The sequence below is a fragment of the Salipaludibacillus sp. HK11 genome (assembly GCF_047795645.1).
GTDB lineage: Bacteria > Bacillota > Bacilli > Bacillales > Salisediminibacteriaceae > Salipaludibacillus.
Genome location: NZ_CP181045.1, coordinates 4,416,169 through 4,437,224, shown reverse-complemented (window position 1 = coordinate 4,437,224; position 21,056 = coordinate 4,416,169). Strand labels below are relative to the sequence as shown.

Here is a 21,056-nt window from a genome sequence, read left to right as displayed (position 1 = left end):
CTTCCCTCCGTCCTTCTTAACCACCAAACCAAATTGTCCCTACTTGATATATCAGAAATGAAAGTCCATAAGCCAAGATAAATGCATATGCCATACTAAATAACGCCAGTTTCATAGAATCCGTTTCTTTTTTTACAACCGCAACCGTAGCTAAGCACGGAACGTAGATCAAGATAAACACCATAAAGCTGTATGCCGCTAAAGGACTGAATGCCTCCGATAAAGCCAAATGCATTGAGGCTTCTGGCACAACATATAATATCGCCATCGTAGCAACGACAATTTCCTTGGCTAAGAACCCAGTTATAAGCGCAGCTGAAGCTTGCCACGTCCCAAAACCTAATGGAGAAAATAGTGGACTAAACCACCCTCCTACCACAGCTAGAAAACTATCATTCATGTCAACACCGATACCACCGGGTCCTATATAAGTTAATAACCAAATAATGACTGACCCTGCAAAAATGTAAGTTCCAGCTTTTCGCAGAAAACCTTTGCCCTTTTCCCATGTACTCCTCCATAACGATAAAGGTTGAGGAACGCGATACGGGGGAAGTTCCATAAAGAAAAAAGATTCTTCTGACTTCAACATACTTTTTGATAATAGTTTAGCCATAAACAATGCTAGAACAACACCTAAAATATACAAAGATAAAACAACAACTGCTTGTTGTTGAGCAAAAAAAGCACCTGCAAACAATGCATAGACTGGAAGCCTTGCCGAACAAGACATAAGTGGGGACAACAAAATCGTAACGAGTCTTTCTCTCGGTTGCTCAATTGTCCTCGCTGCCATGACTCCTGGAACATTGCATCCAAATCCAATTATCAATGGTATAAATGCTTTACCATTCAATCCCATCACCTGCATCAGCCGGTCCATAACTGTTGCAACTCTAGCCATATACCCAGAATCTTCAAGCAGTGAAATAAAGAAGAATAATATAAATATTTGCGGAACAAATACAATTACCCCACCGACACCTGCAATAATACCGTCTAGAACCATTGATTCTAGAAAAGTAGTTGCACCAATAAAGGTTAAGCCCTTTCCAATCCCTGAAGCAATAGGTCCAGAAATTAACCCCTCTAGCAAATCTGATATCGGAAACCCTAGCCAATTAAATGTCAGCATAAACATTAAATACATGAGAGCAACAAAAATTGGTATTCCTAAAAAAGGGTGCGTGACAATATGATCTAGTTTCTCCGATAATGGCTTTTCCCCTGATTGCTCACCTGTTACAACCTCATCAATGATTTTCTTAATATAACGGTCTCGTCCGTTATGAATAAGCCTACGCATATGTTCTTCATTTATTTTTTCGTGAGCGACGTACTTGCTTATAATTGCCTCTATTTCACCTTCTTCAACAAATTGATCGAGTTCCATCTTCACTACTGAATTATCATCAATGTACTGAATTGCAGCCCACCGAGTATTTACCGCTAGATCATTTGGTAAAATTGCTTCAATTCTTTGAATGAGTTTTTCTAACTTTTTATCATACGAAATGATATTTCCATTTATTTTCTTGTATTTCTCCGCAACTAAGTCCTCTTCTAATTCTGCTATTCCTTGTTTTTTTCTTGCAACAATCGAACGAACGGGTACATGCAAAAGGTTCGCCAGTTCATCAACATCAATTGTTATACCCCGATTCTTAGCAACATCAGTCATGTTCAATCCAATTATAAATGGACACCCAAATTCAAGAAGTTGAACAGTCAAATGTAAACTTCGTTTTAACTGAGATGCATCAATGATGTTTATTAGTGATTCAAAATAACCTTCAAGTAGAAAGGATGAAACAACTGTTTCATCCTTTGACACTGGGTTTAAAGAATAAACACCTGGTAGATCTACTAGCTCTCCCCCATTCCTTAGTAAACCTACTTTTTTATCGACCGTGACACCACTCCAATTCCCTACATATTCATACGAATTTGTTAATGCATTAAATAGTGACGTTTTCCCTGTGTTTGGATTACCTAATAGCCCAATCATGTTGTTAGTTCCTGAAACACTTGAATGAACATGGCATCTTTTCTTCTAATACTTATACATTGATTTTGGCATTGTATGAAACATGGTCCTCCGAACGGTAATTTATTTTGAATACACACTTCGGAAAAATTGTCGATCCCCAATTGCATCAATCTCTTCTTGATCATAAGTGAACATCCTGACATATCAATAATTGTTGCTTTATCCCCTACCGATAGTTCAGTTAGCTTCATTATATTACCCCCTCAACATTCACATTAACTGATATTAATTCTCAATTAACTTCAGTATACAATGAGAAGCAATATCAATTAACAATTATGTGCAATTGTTCACAAAACCTCCATTTTTTAGGTCAAAATAACTAAATTAACGACTCAGCGCTCGCTCTTCTATCGGAATACGAACGAATAAAAGTAGCGCACCATTCAATATCGTAAAACAGATCGCAGTAATATACGCTTGAAAAATAAGTGGTAACAAAAGTATTTCTAAGCTGACAATCAAATAATTAGGGTGTCGTATCTTCCCTCCGTACACCCCAGTTGTGACAAGTACTTCTCCTGGAATCACCAATACTTTCGTATTCCAGAATCGCCCTAACGTCTGAAGTACCAAGATCCTCATACCTTGAACAATGATGAATCCGACTGTCATCGGGACCCAAAATGTATGGAGAGTTCGACTACCAACACTCCACTCCAATAAAAGCGAGACAAAAAAACCTATGTGCAACAAAACCATCCACTTGTAATGACTTTGTCCAAATTCGACTGCCCCTCTCTCTTTCATCCACCGCTCATTTCGTTTTGCATAAACCAATTCAACCAGTCTTTGAAGTATCGTTAAAAGCCACAACAGCCAGAACATCATCACCAACTTCTCCTCCATTCTAATAAGAGAAGCTCTGAGCAAAAGCCAGGTCCTAGTGCCGCCGCTAACCCAATATTTCCCTCATTCTGTTTGTTTATCATCATCTCTTTTAATACATAAAGTAGCGTTGGCGAAGACATGTTGCCGTGATTGAAGAGAATTTCTCTTGGAATTTGAGTCATTTTTTCAGAAAAACCTAATGCTTTTTCATAAGCATACAGTACTTTCTTTCCACCAGGATGCGCGACGAACGTCCGGATATCCGATAAATCTACCGTCATTTTTGTTAAAAATTTTTCAACATTCGGTTTCAACCACTTCTCAATGACAACAGGAATATCTCTTGAAAAGATGACGTGAAGCCCGTCTTCTTGTAGATCCCAGCCCATAATATCTTCTGATTCCGCCATAAACGTCGACTGTGTCCCTGTAATTTGTGGAAACGTCTGCTCATTCGCCGCTTTTATAGACACCTCATCTCCTAAGACTAAGGCACATGCGACACCATCCCCAAACAAGGAAGTGCCTACCAAATTACTTTTAGACATATCCCCTTTTGCAAACGTAAGACTGCAAAATTCTATACACAACACTAGTACTTTGGCTTTCGGATACGCCTTACAATAATCATAAGCTCTGCTTAAACCTGATGCTCCTCCAGCACAACCTAACCCCCAAAGAGGCATTCGTTTCAGATGTGATGAAAAAGGAAGTCTGTTCATAATTTTTGCATCAATTGTGGGTGTAGAGATACCCGAACTGGATACATAAATGAGTGCGTCAATATCTTCAGGTTCACACGTTACATGTTTATTGGCCAATTTTATACAAGAACGAATTGCATCAGCACCTAAATTCACAGCTGATTCAACATAGAGTTGGTTTTTTTCTGCAAATGTATGAGATTCAAGATACCAAGATTTCGGCGCCATAAACTGCCTTTGATGTATATCACTATGATCGAATACTTTAATCAATCGATCTATTTTTGGAAAGGAACTTGAAAACAAGGTATATATAAGGTCTTTAATTTCTGATTGAGTCATACGATATGGAGGCATTTCTGTACTTACTGAAATAATTGTTGGCAAAAGTTTGTCCTCCTTATGAAATATTGGCATATCCTTCCTATAGGATGTCTCGAAGCATCATTCTTTATGCTTATTTGACAAGTTTTTCAGTCCGCTAAAAAAATATAAGCCGAAACCTGAATTTAGGCTTCGGCTTATATTTTCGCTTTTTTCCTTTGACTTACGGCAAATCTTTTTTTCAAATTTACGCTTGCTTAACGTGAATCCATGGTCGCCCATTTTCCCAATGAAGGCTAAGTGGAACCTCGAATGTCCGCTCAAGATTCTCCTCCGTTAATACATGCTGTTTCGAGCCGGAATCAATTATTGCACCCGCACGAATAAACAAAAGGTCCGTGATCGAAGGGATAATTTCTTCAATGTGATGTGTTACAAAAATAATCGACGGTGCCCCTTCATCCCTATTCATTATTTCCAGTGTTTCAAGGAACTCTTCTCGCGAGTAAATATCGAGACCTGCGCATGGTTCATCTAAAATGAGAAGTTTCAACTCTGACATCCAAGCTCTTGCAAGCAAAACTTTTTTCCGCTCTCCTTGCGAAAAAATTTGCAAAGGTTCATCTATTAAATGCTGAATATTAAACTTTTCCAACAGCTCAATTGCTCTGTTTTTATCAGCTTCAGATACACTATCATACAAACCAATTGACGCATACTTTCCACTTAATACAATCTCTAGAGCGGTGATATTTGAATATGATTGTAACTGCTGATCTAACGAATTACTTACCCAGCCAATCGACTTTCTTACTTCATGTATATTTACTTCACCGTAACGATTTCCCAATACATCCGCAGTGCCGACTGTCGGCCATATGTAACAAGTAATAATTTTTAAAAGTGTTGTTTTCCCTGCACCATTTAGCCCGAGAATCGCCCAATTTTGTCCCTTATGTACGTCCCAAGTGATGTTCTTTAAAAGATGTTTTCCGCCTCTTCTTACGCTAACTTCATTTAACGAAATAACCTTATCTGCATTCACAACGTCACATCCTTCTATGTTAGTCATCTCTATAATGTCGGCCACTTACATGTTCCAATCTTGGATCCATTGTTTAGGTAAATCAATGCCCGCTTGTTTAAGAGCTACATAATATTGTCCTTGATGAATCCCTTCATGCTGTACTGCCGTATTCAGAAGCTCTATTATTGTTAAATATTGATTCCCCATTTTAATTTGATTAAACTTTGATTGTGTAAATGCACTAGCTAATTCATTCATACTTCGTTCCAATTCATCAACAAGACGATTATCTTTCGATGGTAAAAGACCAGGAAATTCTACTTCCCCAGTTATTAGTCCATCACGGTAAACATCTCTTAAACGTACAATATGAATAAAGAGTTTCCGCAAAGTACCTAACTCAGGTATTAACACCGTATCCCAACAATTCTTAGGGATTTCTAGTGCTAAAGCGTTGGTCATGGTGGCTGTATATTTAAAACCATTAGAATTTAACATCCAACCTTCCCCTTCGTTTAATCTATTAGCCGACTATATTTTACTGATGGTTGACATTCTGCTGAAGCATTGCCCCGCGGAAAGCGTTCGTCTAGAATGGATTCAGGTTCTATATATTTTAACATCATTACTCTACCATTTTAACGTATCAATCAAAAAACTGCCTCATTACCGGTTTCTACCGACTAATGAGACAGCTATCTATTTATGAGCTACCAATCTTCCGATATTAAATCAAAAGACTATTTCTTATAGATATATAAAATACAACACAAACACAACTAATAGTGCATACATAATTGGATTAACTTCTTTGTAGCGTCCTTTACAAACCATCGTGATCGGATACATGATAAACCCAAGTGCAATCCCTGTTGCAATACTGTAAGTTAAAGGCATTGCAAGGATTGTGAAAAACGCTGGAACAGCAATCTCGAATTTTTTCCAATCAATATTTGCTAAAGAACCAGCCATCAACACACCGACGACAATTAACGCTGGAGCTGTGACTGCTTCCGTCACAACAACTAGTAACGGTGATAGAAACAGAGCTAGTAAAAATAGCACACCGGTAACAATTGAAGCAAAACCTGTTCTTGCCCCTGCTGCAATTCCAGATGATGATTCAATATACGCAGTAGTTGTAGATGTCCCAAGAATTGCTCCTATCGACGTTGCTGAAGAATCAGCTAAAAGTGCACGTTGTGCGCGTGGTAATTTATTATCTTTGACGAAACCTGCTTGATTTGCAACAGCATATAATGTTCCCGCCGTATCAAAAAAGTCAACAAACAAAAAGGTTAAAATAACAATAAACAATTGTAAAGTAAATATTTCTCCAAGTCCCATTTCACCGAATGGACTAAATGCAGCACCAAATGTTGGAGCCAAACTCGGTATTGAACCAAATGGACTTCCATCGGGAGTCGGCACTACGCTGAAAATCATTCCGACAATCGCGGTAACAATCATCCCGTAGAAAATTCCACCGCGAAGACCAATACTCATAAACACAACAGTAATAATAATACCAAAAATAGCTAAGAGTGTTGGTCCTGCTCCCAAGTTTCCTATTTCAACGAGTGTTGCTTCTGAACCAATAACAATACCAGCATTTTGTAAACCAATAAAAGCAATAAAAAGTCCAATACCCGCTCCCGCAGCATACTTTAATTCTGCAGGAATCGCATTAATAATATATTCGCGAACCCCAACCAATGTAATAATAATAAATATAATACCTGATACAAAAACACCTAAAAGTGCTGTTTCCCAAGGAATTCCCATTCCCAATACTACAGAATACGTGAAGAATGCGTTCAATCCCATACCTGGTGCTAAAGCAATCGGATAACGTGCAATAATCCCCATGATGATCGTACCAATTGCAGCCGCTAGTCCCGTTGCCACGAAAACTGCATCAGAATCCATTCCTGCATCCGCAAGAATACTCGGATTTACAAATAGAATATACGCCATCGCAAGAAATGTCGTGATCCCACCCATAATTTCTCTTTTGTAATCTGTCTTAAGTTCATCAAATTGAAAGTAACGCTCCATTGTCCCATACTCCCTTTCATTTTCAAATCTACTGGTGTCTGTTTCCTTTCCTAACCAAAAAAACCCGATTCCTATTTTAGGAACCGGGGCACTCGTTTCAAAACTACCAATCATGAAAAAAGGTTAGTATATGAAAAAGAGACTACTCCTCTTTTCCACACTACACTAATCCAATCTTCATCATTCGTAGTCGAGCCTATTTTCGGTAGCTCGGTAGAAACTTTCGGGCCCTATCCCCGATATTATACGAACCTAAGATGTTTTACTTTTGTTAGTGTAGCAAGCAACATAATTATTGTCAATGAAAAACACGAATATTATTCATTAAAAACAATTTTTCATTCGTCTATTGTTAGGAAATCGTACAAAGAAACTTCCTATAAACGATTCGTTGCACAAAATTTTTAGTTCTGACTAAAAAAATTATTCCCACTCAATCGTGCTTGGCGGCTTAGATGTTATGTCATACACGACACGGTTAACATTCTTTACCTCGTTAACAATCCGAGTTGAAATTACTTCGAGAACGTCGTAAGGAATTCGTGCCCAATCGGACGTCATCCCATCAATCGACGTGACAGCACGGACTCCAACAGTGTAATCATACGTACGCTCATCACCCATTACGCCAACACTTCGCATATCAGGTAATGCCGTGAAATACTGCCAAATTTCTCGTTCAAGGCCTGCCTTTTTAATTTCATCACGTAAGATCGCATCAGATTCACGAACAATCTCCAATTTTTCATCTGTAATTTCACCGAGCACACGAATACCTAAACCAGGTCCTGGAAATGGTTGACGCCAATTAATTTCGTCCGGTAATCCAAGTTCCGATCCGACTTCACGAACCTCATCTTTAAACAATGTATTTAACGGTTCAATTAAATCTAACCTCATATTCGCAGGAAGTCCACCAACGTTATGATGTGACTTTATCGTTTTTGCTGTATCTGTTCCACTTTCAATGATATCTGTGTAAAGAGTTCCTTGCGCTAGGAAGTCCACATCCGTTAGTTTTCCCGCTTCCTCTTCAAAAACATAAATAAATTCGTTACCAATGATCTTACGCTTTTGCTCAGGGTCTTTCACGCCAGCAAGCTTAGATAAAAACCTTTCCTGCGCATCGATCTTCACTACGTTCATGTCAAACCGATCACCAAACGTATCCATTACACTTTTTGCTTCGTCTTTTCGCAGCAATCCATGATCGATAAACATACAGATTAGTTGGTCACCTATCGCTTTATGAAGCAATGCAGCGACTACAGAAGAATCTACGCCGCCACTTAACGCGCATAAAACTTTCTTGTCTCCTACACTCTCACGGATTTTTGCCACTTCGATATCAATAAAGTTCTCCATTGACCAGTTACCAACACATTGACAAACCGTATAGACAAAGTTGCTGAGCATTTCATTTCCATACTCAGAATTGCGAACTTCAGGGTGGAATTGAACACCATATAATTCACGGCTTTCATCACTCATTGCAGCAACTGGACAAGATACGTTCGTTGCATCGACTTGAAATCCTGTTGGAGGTGCTTTTACTAAATCACCATGACTCATCCAGACAGACTGCTCTTTTGGAAGATCACCAAATAATTTCGATTTATTTTCTATAGTAATATTAGCTTTCCCATATTCACGGTGGTTAGACGCTTCAACGCCACCTTCAAAATGGTGAGTCATCAATTGCATACCGTAGCAAATACCTAAAACAGGAACCCCTAAGTCAAATATTGCTTTATCGTATCCAGGAGCATCATCAGCATAAACACTTCCAGGACCTCCAGATAAAATAATGCCTTTTGGATTCATTTCTTTCAAAGCTTCAGCGGTAATTTTGTGAGTAACTAACTCACTAAACACGCCTAAATCACGAATCCGCCTAGTAATCAGTTGATTGTATTGACCACCGAAATCGAGCACAATTACTTTTTCATTGATTTCCTTCATTGTTTTTCCACCTCTTCATTTTGTCGCAAGCTAGTTACGTAAAATATATTTGATATTCATCGTTCTCCATTAATATTTTCTAGTCTAGATGTCATTTACTAGTGTTGCACAATTTTTATTATAACTCCTCGTATTCTTAACAAATAATTAGTTTAGATCCTATAAAAAAACTAGAAACTCCACACAGCGTATCAAAAAAAATACGAAGGCAGAATTTCCAGTTCATATAAATGGAGTTCCACCTTCATAGTCAGATTGTTTAGGGCAATCTGGTAGAGACTCTTGAGCCGTATTCTCAAGGATATATGAGGCAAAAAAATATATAATTGTAAGAGCTAGTAGCTATATGACCAGTTTATTTTATCAATTGAGTATGAGTTGGTCAAGAACTCAATAATTTTACGATTTCTTCCCAATCCTTTTGGTGCTCTTCCCAAACTTTTTCTGGTTGATATCCACCATAATATATTTTCTCGTATGTTTTGGTCAGATTCCCCATCGCTTTCGAATTTAGGACCATATCAATTCGTTTTCCATACTCCCGTAAAGTTTCACCATCATCACGTGGTAACCCATCATTCTTAAGCATCCACAGTAAACGGTGGTAAGCTTTCGTATAACGACTATCTTGACCAATCATACGATAGTGCCATAAGAAATAATATTTTTGAAATTTGCTCTGATTTAGATAAAAAACTATTACCATATACATCACAACGATAGATATGAAAAATACCTTTAGTGTAAAGTATTCCGTTAACTTTCCTGAACCATCTGCTCTTGCACTTGACTCAGCATCTACACCCTCATCTAAGCCATTATCACTATCAGGGGACATGTCATCATCTAAAGCCTCTTCCGCACTGTTGTTATCATCTTCATTTTCAGATTCCTCATCAATTTCACTATCTTCTTCTTGAAAATCGGCATAGTTTTCAAATCCCTGTGTCGGTTCAAATGGAACCCATCCTGCACCAGGGAAATACACCTCTACCCAAGAATGGGCATTTCCATTTGACACTTCATATTCCGAACGACCATCATCGGCTTCGCCTATTAATTCTCCTGCAGTAAAGCCTTTCACCCATCGCGTTGGGATATCCAATGCGCGGAGCATTACAGCCATTGACGTCGAATAATTATCACAATATCCAATTTGTGTTTCAAATAAAAACTGATCGACATAGTCTTCCCCTTCTTCAGGTACAGGAATATCTGTCGTTTGATATTGGAAGTCATTTTCAGAAAAATATTGCTCTACTGCTTTTGCTTTGTCGTAACGATTCTCCTCGTCCTCGACAATTTCCTCTGCCAAATCAATCACACGACTAGGTAAATCATCAGGTAACTGAAGATACAAATCTTTAATATCTTCAGAGTCATTTTCTTCATCGATATTCCGCAATGTTTCAATCGGAAAAGTTGGGTCATCATAAGTCAGCTCATAGCTCTTTAATGTTGGGTCAAACTCATCTGAACTCGCTTCAATACGTCCGCCTACCGTATCGGTATTGAATGTTAATTGATTGATTTCCCCGTCATCTCCATCCGCCAAAAATGACAGAGTATCAAGATTCACTTGTTTCAACTGACCAGGATAGAAGAAATGTGAGAAACCAATACCATCTTCCATTTCAATTGACACTTGACGCTCCACTAATTCAGCAAGCTCATCAAACATGTAATAATCTATTTCATCTTCAAAAATATATGTGGACTCAACAAATGACGGATCAGAAACCCATCCCTTACCTGTGTATTCGTGTTTTGACTCCCCACGCCAATAGGTCGATTCTTCCACTTCTGCTGTGAAAACAACGTCGTCATCTTGCCTGAAGCCTCCACCTAACTGTTCATCATTCTCTCCGTAACCAACTCGTCTTACTTGAGAACCAGTTCCTGAACCTTCTCCTAAAACAAAACTTCTTATTGTCGGAACCGGGTCACTCCACTTCGCTTCTGGCTTAGGTGCAACAACGCCAACAAACGTTGCAATGGCAATCATGATTATTAGCGTATACAACCAAGTAGGTGAAAAGAAGGTCGATGCCCGTTTTCCAATTGCCTGCTCATCTTCTTTAACTTTTAACATATGAAGTAGCGTTAACATGAAAAAACCAATAACCACAATTCTTATAATCGCCATTGATGCATCAATGGCAGTAAAAGTATCCAAGACAGTTATATAAATCACCGTTGATAATAAAAACATAAAAATACTTTTTGTCTGAAAAATCCAGAAATACAGTAAATAACAAATAAGTGCTAATAGTAAAAATAACAAAAATGTTCGAAATGGATCGGTCAAATTTGCAAATTCACCCGAAAATATAAGACTCGAGTTATACGTGAATTCATCCACGAAAAAGATGAAGGTTTGCCACCCGCCTTCGAAGCTAAGGAATCGTCCCTCATAATAGATTCTGTGCAACCCATACAAGCTTGCTACGAGAGTCGATGGGATTGTTCCCCAAAGCGGAACACGCAAATAAATAAGTACCGCACTAAAGAATGCAAACCAGACAAAAAGATGAATGTGTCCTGTATCTGTTACGACTGGGATTGGCCTTAACCATTCCCATAGTAATAATAATGTGAGCACATATATAAATAAATGTGTTAACGAATTGGTTGATTGACGTTTAAACTTTGCCATTTAATCACCTTCATAAGTTGTAACTTCCTCGTCCAAATTACCGCCTGATAAAAGGTACGCTTCTGCTCCAATTCGCCGAAGTTCTTCAAAACGTCTCTTTTCCCATGAATCGGTCTGACTCTTTTTATTCATCAAGCAAAAATATACTTTAATACGTCTAGAAATAAGAATCTTCATCCGGCTTAACAAGTCATCTGTCAATTCTATTGAAACAAAAATCATCGTTACCCCTGCTGGAATCTGTTCTTCCACTTCATAAAGATTCGTTGCAAAGTTCGTATTTAGATTTGGCCGAATTTTTGAAAAATGGGTAACCATCTTCTTTTGATGATCTCCTCCACTATCAAGATCAAACAAGTGCTTTTCTTTTCCCAACGTCCACAAACCAACTTGCAAGTCTTTTTTATACGCGTACATCACAATCGATGTCGCCAACTCGATACCCTTTTCGTAAGCATCCGTTGTAGAAAAACGATCATTTGGGATTTGATTGTTAAAAACAATTAAGAAGTTTTGTCCTATATATTCTTCAAATTCTTTCGTCATTAATTTATTTGTTCGGGCGGTAACTTTCCAATCTATACTCGTTAATTTATCTCCTGGAACATATTCCCTTGCTCCCGCAATAGACGTCATATCCTCGACAAATTCTTGTGATGATAGCACTGATTCAGATTCGTTTTTTTCATAAGCTGACCAACGCTCAATGTCATGATAATTCGGGTATACAAGAAGATCCGTTGTAATAGGAATAAATTTTCTTTTTCGAAAAAGTCCAAACATATCACTTGTAGACAGATGAACACCGAAAAGTGTATATTGACCTCGCTTCAATTCAGGAATCACATAGGTATACTGCAATTCCTTTTTCATTGTCGGATAAAATATCATTTTGGATGCGTGGGGAGGCATCTGCTTCCTTAATCCATCTTCCATATCATCTTCAACTGTTAAATATAAAAATGGAAACAGCCATTTTCTACGTATCGTCAACTCAACTTTAAGTTCTGTCCCTGCTGGCATCGCACCTTCCTGTGTATCTCTAGTGACAATAAAGCTACCTAAAGGAATGAGCGAATATAAAAGCATTAAAACGACCAGTGTGGTGATACTATAAAATAAAAACCAACTGACAAATTCACCTTGAAACATCGCATAACTAAAAACAGCAACGAATAACCCAATAACAAATAGTGATTTTAATAAAAATTTCACAGTTGACCAAATCGCATTCAGCCGTCTCCCTTTTAATTCAAACTTCATCGGGCTGTTTCTTTCCCAGTTGGAATATGAACTTGGTCTACGACATCGTAAATGACTTTTTCATTCGTTGCGTTTGATAGTTTTGCATCTGAATTTAAGATCATTCGATGTTGTAAAGCGTATGGCGCTAAATATTTTATGTCATCTGGTAAAACAAAATCGCGATCTTGCATATAAGCATAAGCTTGACCTGCTTTCATCAATGCAATCGACGCACGAGGACTAGCTCCAAGGAATACGGAATGATGCTGCCGTGTAGCTGTCACAATATTAATAATGTATTGCTTCACATTTTCATTAACAAAAACATTTTTCACTTCTTTTTTCATGTTTAATATATCTTCTAAAGATAAAACAGGCTGAAGTTCCTCAATTGGATGGCGTTTTTCCACCCGATTTAACACTTCTAACTCCTCTGATTTAGATGGATATCCAATTTTAAATTTAAAGAGAAAACGATCTAATTGCGCCTCTGGTAATGGATATGTCCCTCCATATTCAATCGGATTTTGCGTAGCCATAACAAGAAATGGGTCTTGAAGTTCTCTCGTTTCCCCATCCGTTGTCACACTTCCTTCTTCCAATGCCTCCAAAAGAGCAGCTTGCGTTTTTGGGGAAGTTCGATTAATTTCATCTGCTAAAACAATATTTGTCATAACTGGACCTTTTCGAAACTGAAATTCCATCGTCTTTTGATTAAAAACAGAAACACCGGTTACATCCGATGGCAACAAATCTGGTGTAAATTGAATTCTCTTAAAATCGGCGCCAACTGATTTAGCTATCGCTCGTACCATCATCGTTTTACCAACACCTGGAACATCTTCTAATAACACATGTCCCCCACTTAACAAGGCAATCAAACTAAGCTCAATCTCTCGTTTTTTTCCAACGACTACTTTTTCTACGTTCTCAATCAATCTATGAATATGTGGCTTTATCACCACAGTCGATTCTGTTCGATTATGCACTGATTGGTCCTCCTTGGTTTATGATCGGAATTGTAAATAATTCATAGTTTCTTTTGCATTTCTGCGCTAATAATATGAGTTAATGATATCATGAAAAACTAGAAAATTCGTTGTTTTTCTCCAGAAATCTACCAAATTGGTTACAATTTCCGATTTATATAATGCAAGAATCATTGTATATGATAAATATCAGCATCTGTTTGATTCCTTTTAGTGGAACGATTTCCTTTGAAGGGAAAGGAAATCCTCGGAACGTTCCCTTTATCTCTTTATACCCTCTTGAAAGGAACGCTACACCTCGTTTCGTTACCTTCAGCGTACCCACACCTCTTGAATGGCACGCACCCTCTCGTTTCGTTACCTGAAATGCTAAAAATCCCGTAAGCGCATTTTAGCTTACGGGATTAACATATTTAAAACGTATTTTTTACAACAACTTCATCAAGAGAAAAACGCTCAGACGGGTGAGCCGGCTTCGCTGCTTTGCCTACAGTTAAAAGCATAACAGGAACATAACGCTCCGGAACATGGAATTCTTCTTTAAATCGGGCACGTTCAAATCCACCCATTGGGCAAGTATCATAGCCTTTTGCTTTAGCTGCTAGCATGAGCTGCATCGCTGCTAAAGACGGATTTAACATCGCTTCATCACGTGGAAAAGGGGTAATCCCATCATAAGCGTCATTGATCTGTCCGACCAACGTATTTTTAATCTCCTCCGTCATAAATCCTTTATCGACAGCGCCCTGATAAACGGCGTCAGCATTTTTATTTGCTTCAAGATCACCTAGAACTGCAATGACAACAGAACTGTCTATAATTTGTTGCTGATTATATGCTATTGGCAAAAGTTGCTCTTTCTTACTAGGATCATCAATCACTAGAAATTTCCAAGGTTGCAAATTCCATGATGATGGTGCTTGTATCGCAGCTTCTAATATCTCTGTTAACTCCTCTTCTGGCATTTTAATACCAGGTTGATATTTTCTAACAGTATGACGTTCTTCGATCGTTTTATAGACTCCCATATCTTGAGAGTATGTTGTTGAACTCATTAAATAATCACTCCTAATCATTTTTCACATGTTCCATTATACCAATACACCTCGGTTCACTCAAAGAATCTGCTCTCGTCCATTTAAATTTGGTATTCAATTATCTCCTTTACAAATTTTACAAGTCATAATTAGTTCATAACAAATACACCCTATTTAACGAATGATTCTTCACACAAAAGTTTAGGAGGACTATTGATGACTGTAGGTGCAAAAATGAAACAAACTTTAGCTGGATTGAAAAGTGCACAAGCGAGTTTAGAAACGTTTGCACTCGAGACTGAAAATCAACAAGCGAAACAACTTTTTCAACAGATGGCTCAGCAAACACAAGGCGTTGTTTCAGGATTAGAGCCTCGAATGCAGGAAATTGAGCAAGAAGAACCTCAGTATAAACAACAATAATTTTTGTCACGGATCAGCGACTGATCCGTGTTTCTACATAGCAGACAGAAGTAAATATAAATGTGATGACACCACGTCTTTTGAGTTTAAAAATTGATAGTAAGTCTTGCTACATCAATCAGTACTACAACATTCAATTTGGAGAGGTGATTGTTCCATGCTAAAAGGACACCAAACGTGGGAATTTGAAAATCAGCCAGTAATCATATCTACGGGAATCGTTGGTGGTCCTTTTGAAGCAAAGGGACCATTAGCAAATGATTTTGACTTATTACATGAAGATTTATGGGTTGGACAAGATTCCTACGAAAAGGCACAAAAGGTTATGCTCGAAGAATCTATCACAAAAGCTGTTGAAAAAGCTGAATTACGAAATGAAGACATTCATTTTTTGCTTACGGGGGATTTAATTAATCAACTCACACCTTCTAGTTTTGCAAGTCGAACGCTAGCGATGCCCTTTTTAGGCTTATTCGGAGCCTGTTCTACATCCATGGAAGGTATGGCGCTCGCGGCTATGATTATCAATGCAAACGGAGCAGACCGAATCGTAACGGCAGCATCTAGTCACAATGCTGCGACCGAAAGACAATTTCGCTATCCCACAGAATACGGCTCACAAAAGCCACCAACTGCACAATGGACAGTGACCGCTTCAGGCGCAGTCGTGATGTCCAATATTGGCGTCGGGCCAGTCGTCACGTCAGCTACAATCGGTAAAGTTATCGACATGGGCTTGACGGATCCGTTTAATATGGGAGGGGCGATGGCTCCTGCTGCAGCCGATACATTAGTTGCTCATTTTAGAGATCTGGGGATTGATCATGATCATTACGACCTAATTGTAACGGGAGATCTTGGCAAAATTGGCTCACCTATTCTAAAGAAATTGCTTCAACAAAAAAAGCTGAACATTTCTGAAGATACCATCATCGATTGTGGTTTAATTATTTATCATGAAGATCAACCTGTTCAAGCAGGTGGAAGTGGAGCTGGTTGTTCCGCCGCTGTTACGTATGGCCATTTATTAAACAGAATGAAAAAAGGTGAAATTCAAAAAATGCTCATTGTTGCAACTGGAGCATTATTATCGCCATTATCATTCCAACAAAAAGAATCTATTCCTTGTATTGCCCATGCCGTATCAATAGAAGCTGCCCCAAGTCAGCCAAATTAAAATCATACGGAAAGGAGATTGACAATGACAGTAGGAAGCCTTGTCCACGGAACACTTGTGTCACTTCAATCCATTGAAGCAAACTTGTCCACTTTAGCAGCTAAAACAAACGATTTAGAGGCAAAAAAAGCGTTTCATCAAAGTGCACTGAATACTCAAGAAGTCATCCGAGAAATACAATCAAGAAAAGCGGAAATTGAAAACGAGGAACCACAATATCAACAACAATGATAAGGGGGATATATATGCCAAATTGGGTGGAAGTGGGCCTCAGAAGTTTAGCCGGATTTGTGATTTTATTTATTTTGGCTAGAGTTTTTGTTAGAAAGCCTCTTGGTGAATCATCACTGTTTGAATTCAGTATCATGGCGTCAATGGCTATCATTGTCGCCGTTGGATCTATTCAATTAACTACTCCCATTGTACTTCCAATAACTGCTCTAGCTGTTTTAGGTATTTTAATGTTTGGCGTATCATTACTAAGCCAAAAAAATAAAGCGTTCCGTTCCTTTTTCTCAGGCGACGGTGTTCCCATTATAAAAGATGGGAAAATTCTTGAAGACAATATGAAAAAGCAACGTATGACCACAGATGATTTATTATCAAGGCTACGTTCAAAAGATGTTTTTCAATATGCAGATGTTGAATTCGCAGTCTTGGAAGGAAGTGGAGAATTAAACATTCTCACCAAGCAAGACCAACAGCCAATTACACCTAAAATATTGAAACAAAAAGTGCCTCCAATAAAAGAACCTGAAACAGTAATTATGGACGGAAGAATCCTTCATGAACCTCTTACAACTAGAGGACTAAATCAGGAATGGCTTACAACAGAGTTACAAAAAATGAATGCAAATCTCGAAAATGTTTTTGTCGCACAAGTAGACGAATATGGTCAGCTCACATTTGATTTATATGACGATGCCATGCAGCTAACCACTCCAACTGAACTTCCATTACTCGAAGCTAACATAAAAAAAGTACAAGCTGACCTCGAATTGTTTGCGCTTGATACCGAAAACGAAGAAGCTAAAAAGAGCTACCAGAGATGCTCGAAACAAATGAAACAAATCTATCAAACCGTAACTCCTTATACAAAAGAATAATTAGAAAAATTTGGCTTGTTGCCAATTCCTCCATGGCGAAAGCCTTAGTTTACCTTATACTTTAATCCTTTAGCGAAGTTATTCTTAAAGCACAAAATAGATCTCCATAAATGAAAGTCATGGGGATCTTTTTTGTTGTAACTATCCATTTGATTTTTCAGGAAAAAGCGTATAAGACCAAACTATAACAGAATCCACGACAAATATAATAAACCATATTTGAAATACTTGATTGGCCATCGCTTCACTAAATGGCCCTTGTTCAGTATCGTTAAACCATCGTTCTAACCAGTCTAATGACATAAATAATTTTTGAATCTCACCTTCTCCTATGTAAAAAAATGAGATTATAAATGCACCAAGGAATAACGCAGCATGTAAATACCAACCTCTTCGCTCTTGCTTCGCTTTTTCTTCAGGCAACGAAGCCTTTTCAATGTCTCTTTTTTCCTGATCAGTGACGTATGTTTTTCCTGTGAAATGCTCGATTTTTGTTCGTAACCAACGATCAAGCCGTTTAAAATCACGATAACCGAATGTACAAGCATATAAAAGAAAAATTCCTACTATCATCTGGAACGCTTCAATTTCTCCAGTTAGTGTATACATATAGTATGCGACTACAGCATCAATCACATTCGAAATCAAAAATAGTCCGAGAAAAAATAAACTTCTGTTTTTTTGACCAAGGATATAGCGAAAAACGGTAAATAGTACTATACATAGGACTGCTATTACTTCTGTAAAGATAAATAATTCCCAATAATAGCTTTGAACAAAGTTTTCCAAACAATTCACCTAATTTCATTAAAGGATATTTGATATATAACGCGAACCTGTTTATTGAGTACAGTTTACCCCCTCACGTTACGTTAGGTGCAAGGAAAGGATGAAAAAAATGATTTATAAAATTGGTGAATTGGCAAAAAAGGCCGGTATATCCATTCGAACGCTACATCATTATGACCATATCGGATTGCTATCGCCAACTTTTAAAGATGAGCATGGTCACCGCCATTACGAAGATAATGATTTGTTCCTTCTCCACCAAATTACAACGTGGAAAGAATTAGGATTTAGCCTTAAAGAAATTCATCAGATACTAACTTCTCCATGTGAAAATGACATGCTAAAGTCTCAACTCGCATTCATTCAAGAAGAACAACAACGATTAACTCACATGAAAAATCAGCTAGTGTCGATTCAAAATATGAGAAAGATTGATGGGGAAATAAAATGGGAGCTATTACTTAAATCTAAATACATTTCTGAAAACGACTCAACAAAAAGAGAACTATTTATTTCTGAACAATTTTCAGAACAACAATTGCCTCTGTTGAATCACTTACCAAAGATGGAAAACAACGATTCAAAAACGCTGGAATGGTTCGACATAATCAATCAACTACAAGATCATATGAAAAACGAATCCCCTTCATCTGCAAATGTTCAACGTTTGATTAAGAGAATCGCCGAAAAGTCACAGGACATCTTCGCAGACGATGACGATGCTGCGGAACAATTCTGGAGCATTCGTAAATCAACGGAACAATCCAACCAAATGGGCCTTTACCCTTTGGATGAAAACTTGCTTTCGTTTACTGAGGAAGCGTGGGAATTCTTTATTGAAAAAGAGAAAAAAGTTAAAAGGTAACTAATAGGTTCAGTTTTCGGAGAGAAAAAGGAGTAGTTTTGTTCAATAAAGGGATACGATGGCTCAACAAACTTTCGCTACTCTTGTGTAACATACGGGAAGGTTGCTTCAATAAGTAGATACCATTTTCTTATTAAACTTACGAGTCAAGAGAAATTAGGTTAGGTGGGGGGCATGACATCGAAGCGTAATGTAGTACTTTTTTTCTGACCGGATAATGCTTCTTAACAATGGTCAGACTAACAAGGAAGACCACTGAAATATTAAGTGATATAAGGAGAGATTGATAATGCCTTCCGATAACCACTATAGAACTGAAAAAGACGCATTAGGTGATATCCTTGTACCTGCTTCAGCGTATTTTGGTTCTCAAACGCAACGAGCTGTTGGCAATTTCCAAATCAGTGGCAGGAAACTTCCTCGATCATTTATTCGCGCACAAGGAATTATTAAGGCTTCTGCCGCATCAATCAACATGCAATTAGGTCAATTACCTACCAATATTGGTCAAGCAATCATCGACGCTTCTGAAGAAATTATTTATGGAAAATGGGATGACCAGTTTGTTGTCGATATTTATCAAGCAGGAGCTGGAACGTCACAAAATATGAATGCAAATGAAGTCATCGGAAACAGGGCGACAGAATTTTTGCAACAATCATCTGAGCAGTCGATTGGTACATATCGCGTCCATCCAAATGACGATGTCAATAAATCACAGTCAACCAATGATACCTTCCCATCATCATTGCATATTGCAGCAGTCGAGAACATCGTGAACAGATTACTTCCTACTATTTTCGACTTACAGCAAGAGCTTGAAAAGAAAGCAAACGAGTTTATGCCGATTCTAAAAGCTAGCCGCACACATTTGCACGATGGTGTACCTATGAGATTGGGACAAGAATTTTCCGGATATGCAGGAACGATTGAATCTGCTTACTCTCATATTCAGGCAACATTGGATCCACTTTATGAATTGGGGATAGGTGGAAATGCAATCGGAACAATCATCAACACCCATCCCGATTATCCCGAAAAAGTTGTAGCTGAAATAAGTAGACGGACAAACCTTCCTTTCAAACAACCTGCTAACATGTTTAGTTTTATGCAAAACAGAAATGCTGCGATTCACGTAATGTCTGCTCTAAAAGAGTTAGCCGTACATTTAATTAAAATCACAAGCGATTTAAGGTTACTTAGCTCTGGCCCGCGAACAGGTTTAAATGAGATAAGCCTACCTCCTGTTCAACCTGGTTCAACGATCATGCCAGGAAAAGTCAATCCTGCGATCCTTGAGATGACGCATATGGTTTGTTTGCAAGTGATTGGTTATGAAGCGACAGTTTCCGCTGCTGGTACTTGGAGCGAATTAGAAATTAATATCTTAATGCCTCTGATCGCTCATACATTACTTGAATCGATAGAGATCATGTCAAACGCAGTCGAAACGCTTGTAGGCCAGTGTATTAGAGGCATTGAAGCCAATGAAGAGATATGCAATAACTGGATGCATGCCAGTCTATCATTGGTAACAGGGTTAAATCCTAAAATTGGTTATGATCTTGCTTCAGAAATCGGCTTGCAAGCGGATGATCAGAACAAAACTTTAAAGCAAGTTCTTCAAGAGCAAGGACTCCTCACTGATGAAGTTGAGAAGGCACTTGACCCTACTGAGTTTGTTTAGTAGGCGTCCATTTTGCATTCTCTTCTAGAGTATAATGGGAATCTGGCTCGTAAATTGCTAAAGACAACCCCTCTCAAGCAGTCCAAATCCAACTCTTTCTCGCTAACTGCTCAAATTACAGGGAGT

The 21,056-nt window shown here is 38.2% G+C and carries 19 protein-coding genes and 2 riboswitches; of the genes, 6 read left to right on the top strand and 13 right to left on the bottom strand.

Features of this window, described 5'->3' with window-relative positions:
- Window positions 1-16: 16 nt before the first annotated feature.
- The 12 genes from feoB to ACM26V_RS20980 all read right to left on the bottom strand — a co-directional run bounded on the left by feoB (window position 17) and on the right by ACM26V_RS20980 (window position 14,901).
- Entirely contained in the window at window positions 17-2,008 is a 1,992-nt protein-coding gene (gene feoB / locus ACM26V_RS21035) for a ferrous iron transport protein B (RefSeq protein WP_416148726.1), read from the bottom strand.
- Complete coding sequence (locus ACM26V_RS21030; RefSeq protein WP_416148725.1) at window positions 2,005-2,241, bottom strand: FeoA family protein; 237 nt, start codon at window positions 2,239-2,241, stop codon at window positions 2,005-2,007. Before ACM26V_RS21030 ends, feoB begins: the two co-directional genes overlap by 4 nt.
- Window positions 2,242-2,377: 136 nt before the next feature.
- Window positions 2,378-2,881: an isoprenylcysteine carboxyl methyltransferase family protein gene (locus ACM26V_RS21025; RefSeq protein WP_416148724.1), complete on the bottom strand. Its 504-nt coding sequence runs from the start codon at window positions 2,879-2,881 to the stop codon at window positions 2,378-2,380.
- Window positions 2,881-3,972, bottom strand: coding sequence for a type III polyketide synthase (locus tag ACM26V_RS21020; protein ID WP_416148723.1), 1,092 nt, complete (start codon window positions 3,970-3,972; stop codon window positions 2,881-2,883). Before ACM26V_RS21020 ends, ACM26V_RS21025 begins: the two co-directional genes overlap by 1 nt.
- 184 nt (window positions 3,973-4,156) lie before the next feature.
- Complete coding sequence (locus tag ACM26V_RS21015; protein ID WP_416148722.1) at window positions 4,157-4,954, bottom strand: ABC transporter ATP-binding protein; 798 nt, start codon at window positions 4,952-4,954, stop codon at window positions 4,157-4,159.
- A gap of 45 nt (window positions 4,955-4,999) precedes the next feature.
- Entirely contained in the window at window positions 5,000-5,434 is a 435-nt protein-coding gene (locus ACM26V_RS21010; protein ID WP_416148721.1) for a DinB family protein, read from the bottom strand.
- 249 nt (window positions 5,435-5,683) lie between these two features.
- A complete protein-coding gene (locus tag ACM26V_RS21005) occupies window positions 5,684-6,994 on the bottom strand; it encodes an NCS2 family permease (protein ID WP_416151935.1) in 1,311 nt (436 codons plus the stop codon).
- A gap of 167 nt (window positions 6,995-7,161) precedes the next feature.
- Window positions 7,162-7,264: riboswitch (purine riboswitch) on the bottom strand.
- 153 nt (window positions 7,265-7,417) lie between these two features.
- Complete coding sequence (gene guaA, locus ACM26V_RS21000) at window positions 7,418-8,956, bottom strand: glutamine-hydrolyzing GMP synthase (RefSeq protein WP_416148720.1); 1,539 nt, start codon at window positions 8,954-8,956, stop codon at window positions 7,418-7,420.
- 227 nt (window positions 8,957-9,183) lie between these two features.
- Window positions 9,184-9,285: riboswitch (purine riboswitch) on the bottom strand.
- A gap of 53 nt (window positions 9,286-9,338) precedes the next feature.
- Window positions 9,339-11,612 (bottom strand): transglutaminase TgpA family protein, encoded by a 2,274-nt coding sequence (locus tag ACM26V_RS20995; protein ID WP_416148719.1) that lies wholly within the window; start codon window positions 11,610-11,612, stop codon window positions 9,339-9,341.
- Window positions 11,613-12,875, bottom strand: coding sequence for a DUF58 domain-containing protein (locus ACM26V_RS20990; RefSeq protein WP_416148718.1), 1,263 nt, complete (start codon window positions 12,873-12,875; stop codon window positions 11,613-11,615).
- The gene (locus tag ACM26V_RS20985; RefSeq protein ID WP_416148717.1) at window positions 12,872-13,846 is read right to left on the bottom strand and encodes an AAA family ATPase; all 975 of its coding nucleotides are present in this window, start codon (window positions 13,844-13,846) and stop codon (window positions 12,872-12,874) included. The genes ACM26V_RS20990 and ACM26V_RS20985 overlap by 4 nt, the downstream gene beginning before the upstream one ends.
- A 413-nt stretch (window positions 13,847-14,259) precedes the next feature.
- A complete protein-coding gene (locus ACM26V_RS20980) occupies window positions 14,260-14,901 on the bottom strand; it encodes a nitroreductase family protein (RefSeq protein ID WP_416148716.1) in 642 nt (213 codons plus the stop codon).
- A gap of 198 nt (window positions 14,902-15,099) precedes the next feature.
- Between ACM26V_RS20980 and ACM26V_RS20975 the strand changes: the two genes are divergently transcribed.
- The 4 genes from ACM26V_RS20975 to ACM26V_RS20960 all read left to right on the top strand — a co-directional run bounded on the left by ACM26V_RS20975 (window position 15,100) and on the right by ACM26V_RS20960 (window position 17,589).
- Window positions 15,100-15,306 carry a DUF1657 domain-containing protein gene (locus ACM26V_RS20975; protein WP_416148715.1) on the top strand — a complete coding sequence of 69 codons (207 nt, stop codon included), beginning with the start codon at window positions 15,100-15,102 and terminating at the stop codon, window positions 15,304-15,306.
- 157 nt (window positions 15,307-15,463) lie between these two features.
- Window positions 15,464-16,483, top strand: a complete 1,020-nt coding sequence (spoVAD, locus tag ACM26V_RS20970) for a stage V sporulation protein AD (protein WP_416148714.1) — start codon at window positions 15,464-15,466, stop codon at window positions 16,481-16,483.
- Between the two features lie 24 nt (window positions 16,484-16,507).
- Entirely contained in the window at window positions 16,508-16,714 is a 207-nt protein-coding gene (locus ACM26V_RS20965; RefSeq protein WP_416148713.1) for a DUF1657 domain-containing protein, read from the top strand.
- 14 nt (window positions 16,715-16,728) lie between these two features.
- Window positions 16,729-17,589: a DUF421 domain-containing protein gene (locus ACM26V_RS20960; protein WP_416148712.1), complete on the top strand. Its 861-nt coding sequence runs from the start codon at window positions 16,729-16,731 to the stop codon at window positions 17,587-17,589.
- 141 nt (window positions 17,590-17,730) lie between these two features.
- Here ACM26V_RS20960 and ACM26V_RS20955 read toward each other — a convergent pair whose 3' ends face one another.
- Window positions 17,731-18,378 carry a hypothetical protein gene (locus ACM26V_RS20955; protein WP_416148711.1) on the bottom strand — a complete coding sequence of 216 codons (648 nt, stop codon included), beginning with the start codon at window positions 18,376-18,378 and terminating at the stop codon, window positions 17,731-17,733.
- 100 nt (window positions 18,379-18,478) lie between these two features.
- Here ACM26V_RS20955 and ACM26V_RS20950 point away from each other — a divergent pair, with 100 nt between their 5' ends.
- Window positions 18,479-19,243, top strand: a complete 765-nt coding sequence (locus ACM26V_RS20950) for a MerR family transcriptional regulator (protein WP_416148710.1) — start codon at window positions 18,479-18,481, stop codon at window positions 19,241-19,243.
- Between the two features lie 289 nt (window positions 19,244-19,532).
- A complete protein-coding gene (locus tag ACM26V_RS20945; RefSeq protein ID WP_416148709.1) occupies window positions 19,533-20,930 on the top strand; it encodes a class II fumarate hydratase in 1,398 nt (465 codons plus the stop codon).
- The last annotated feature ends 126 nt before the right edge of the window (window positions 20,931-21,056 follow it).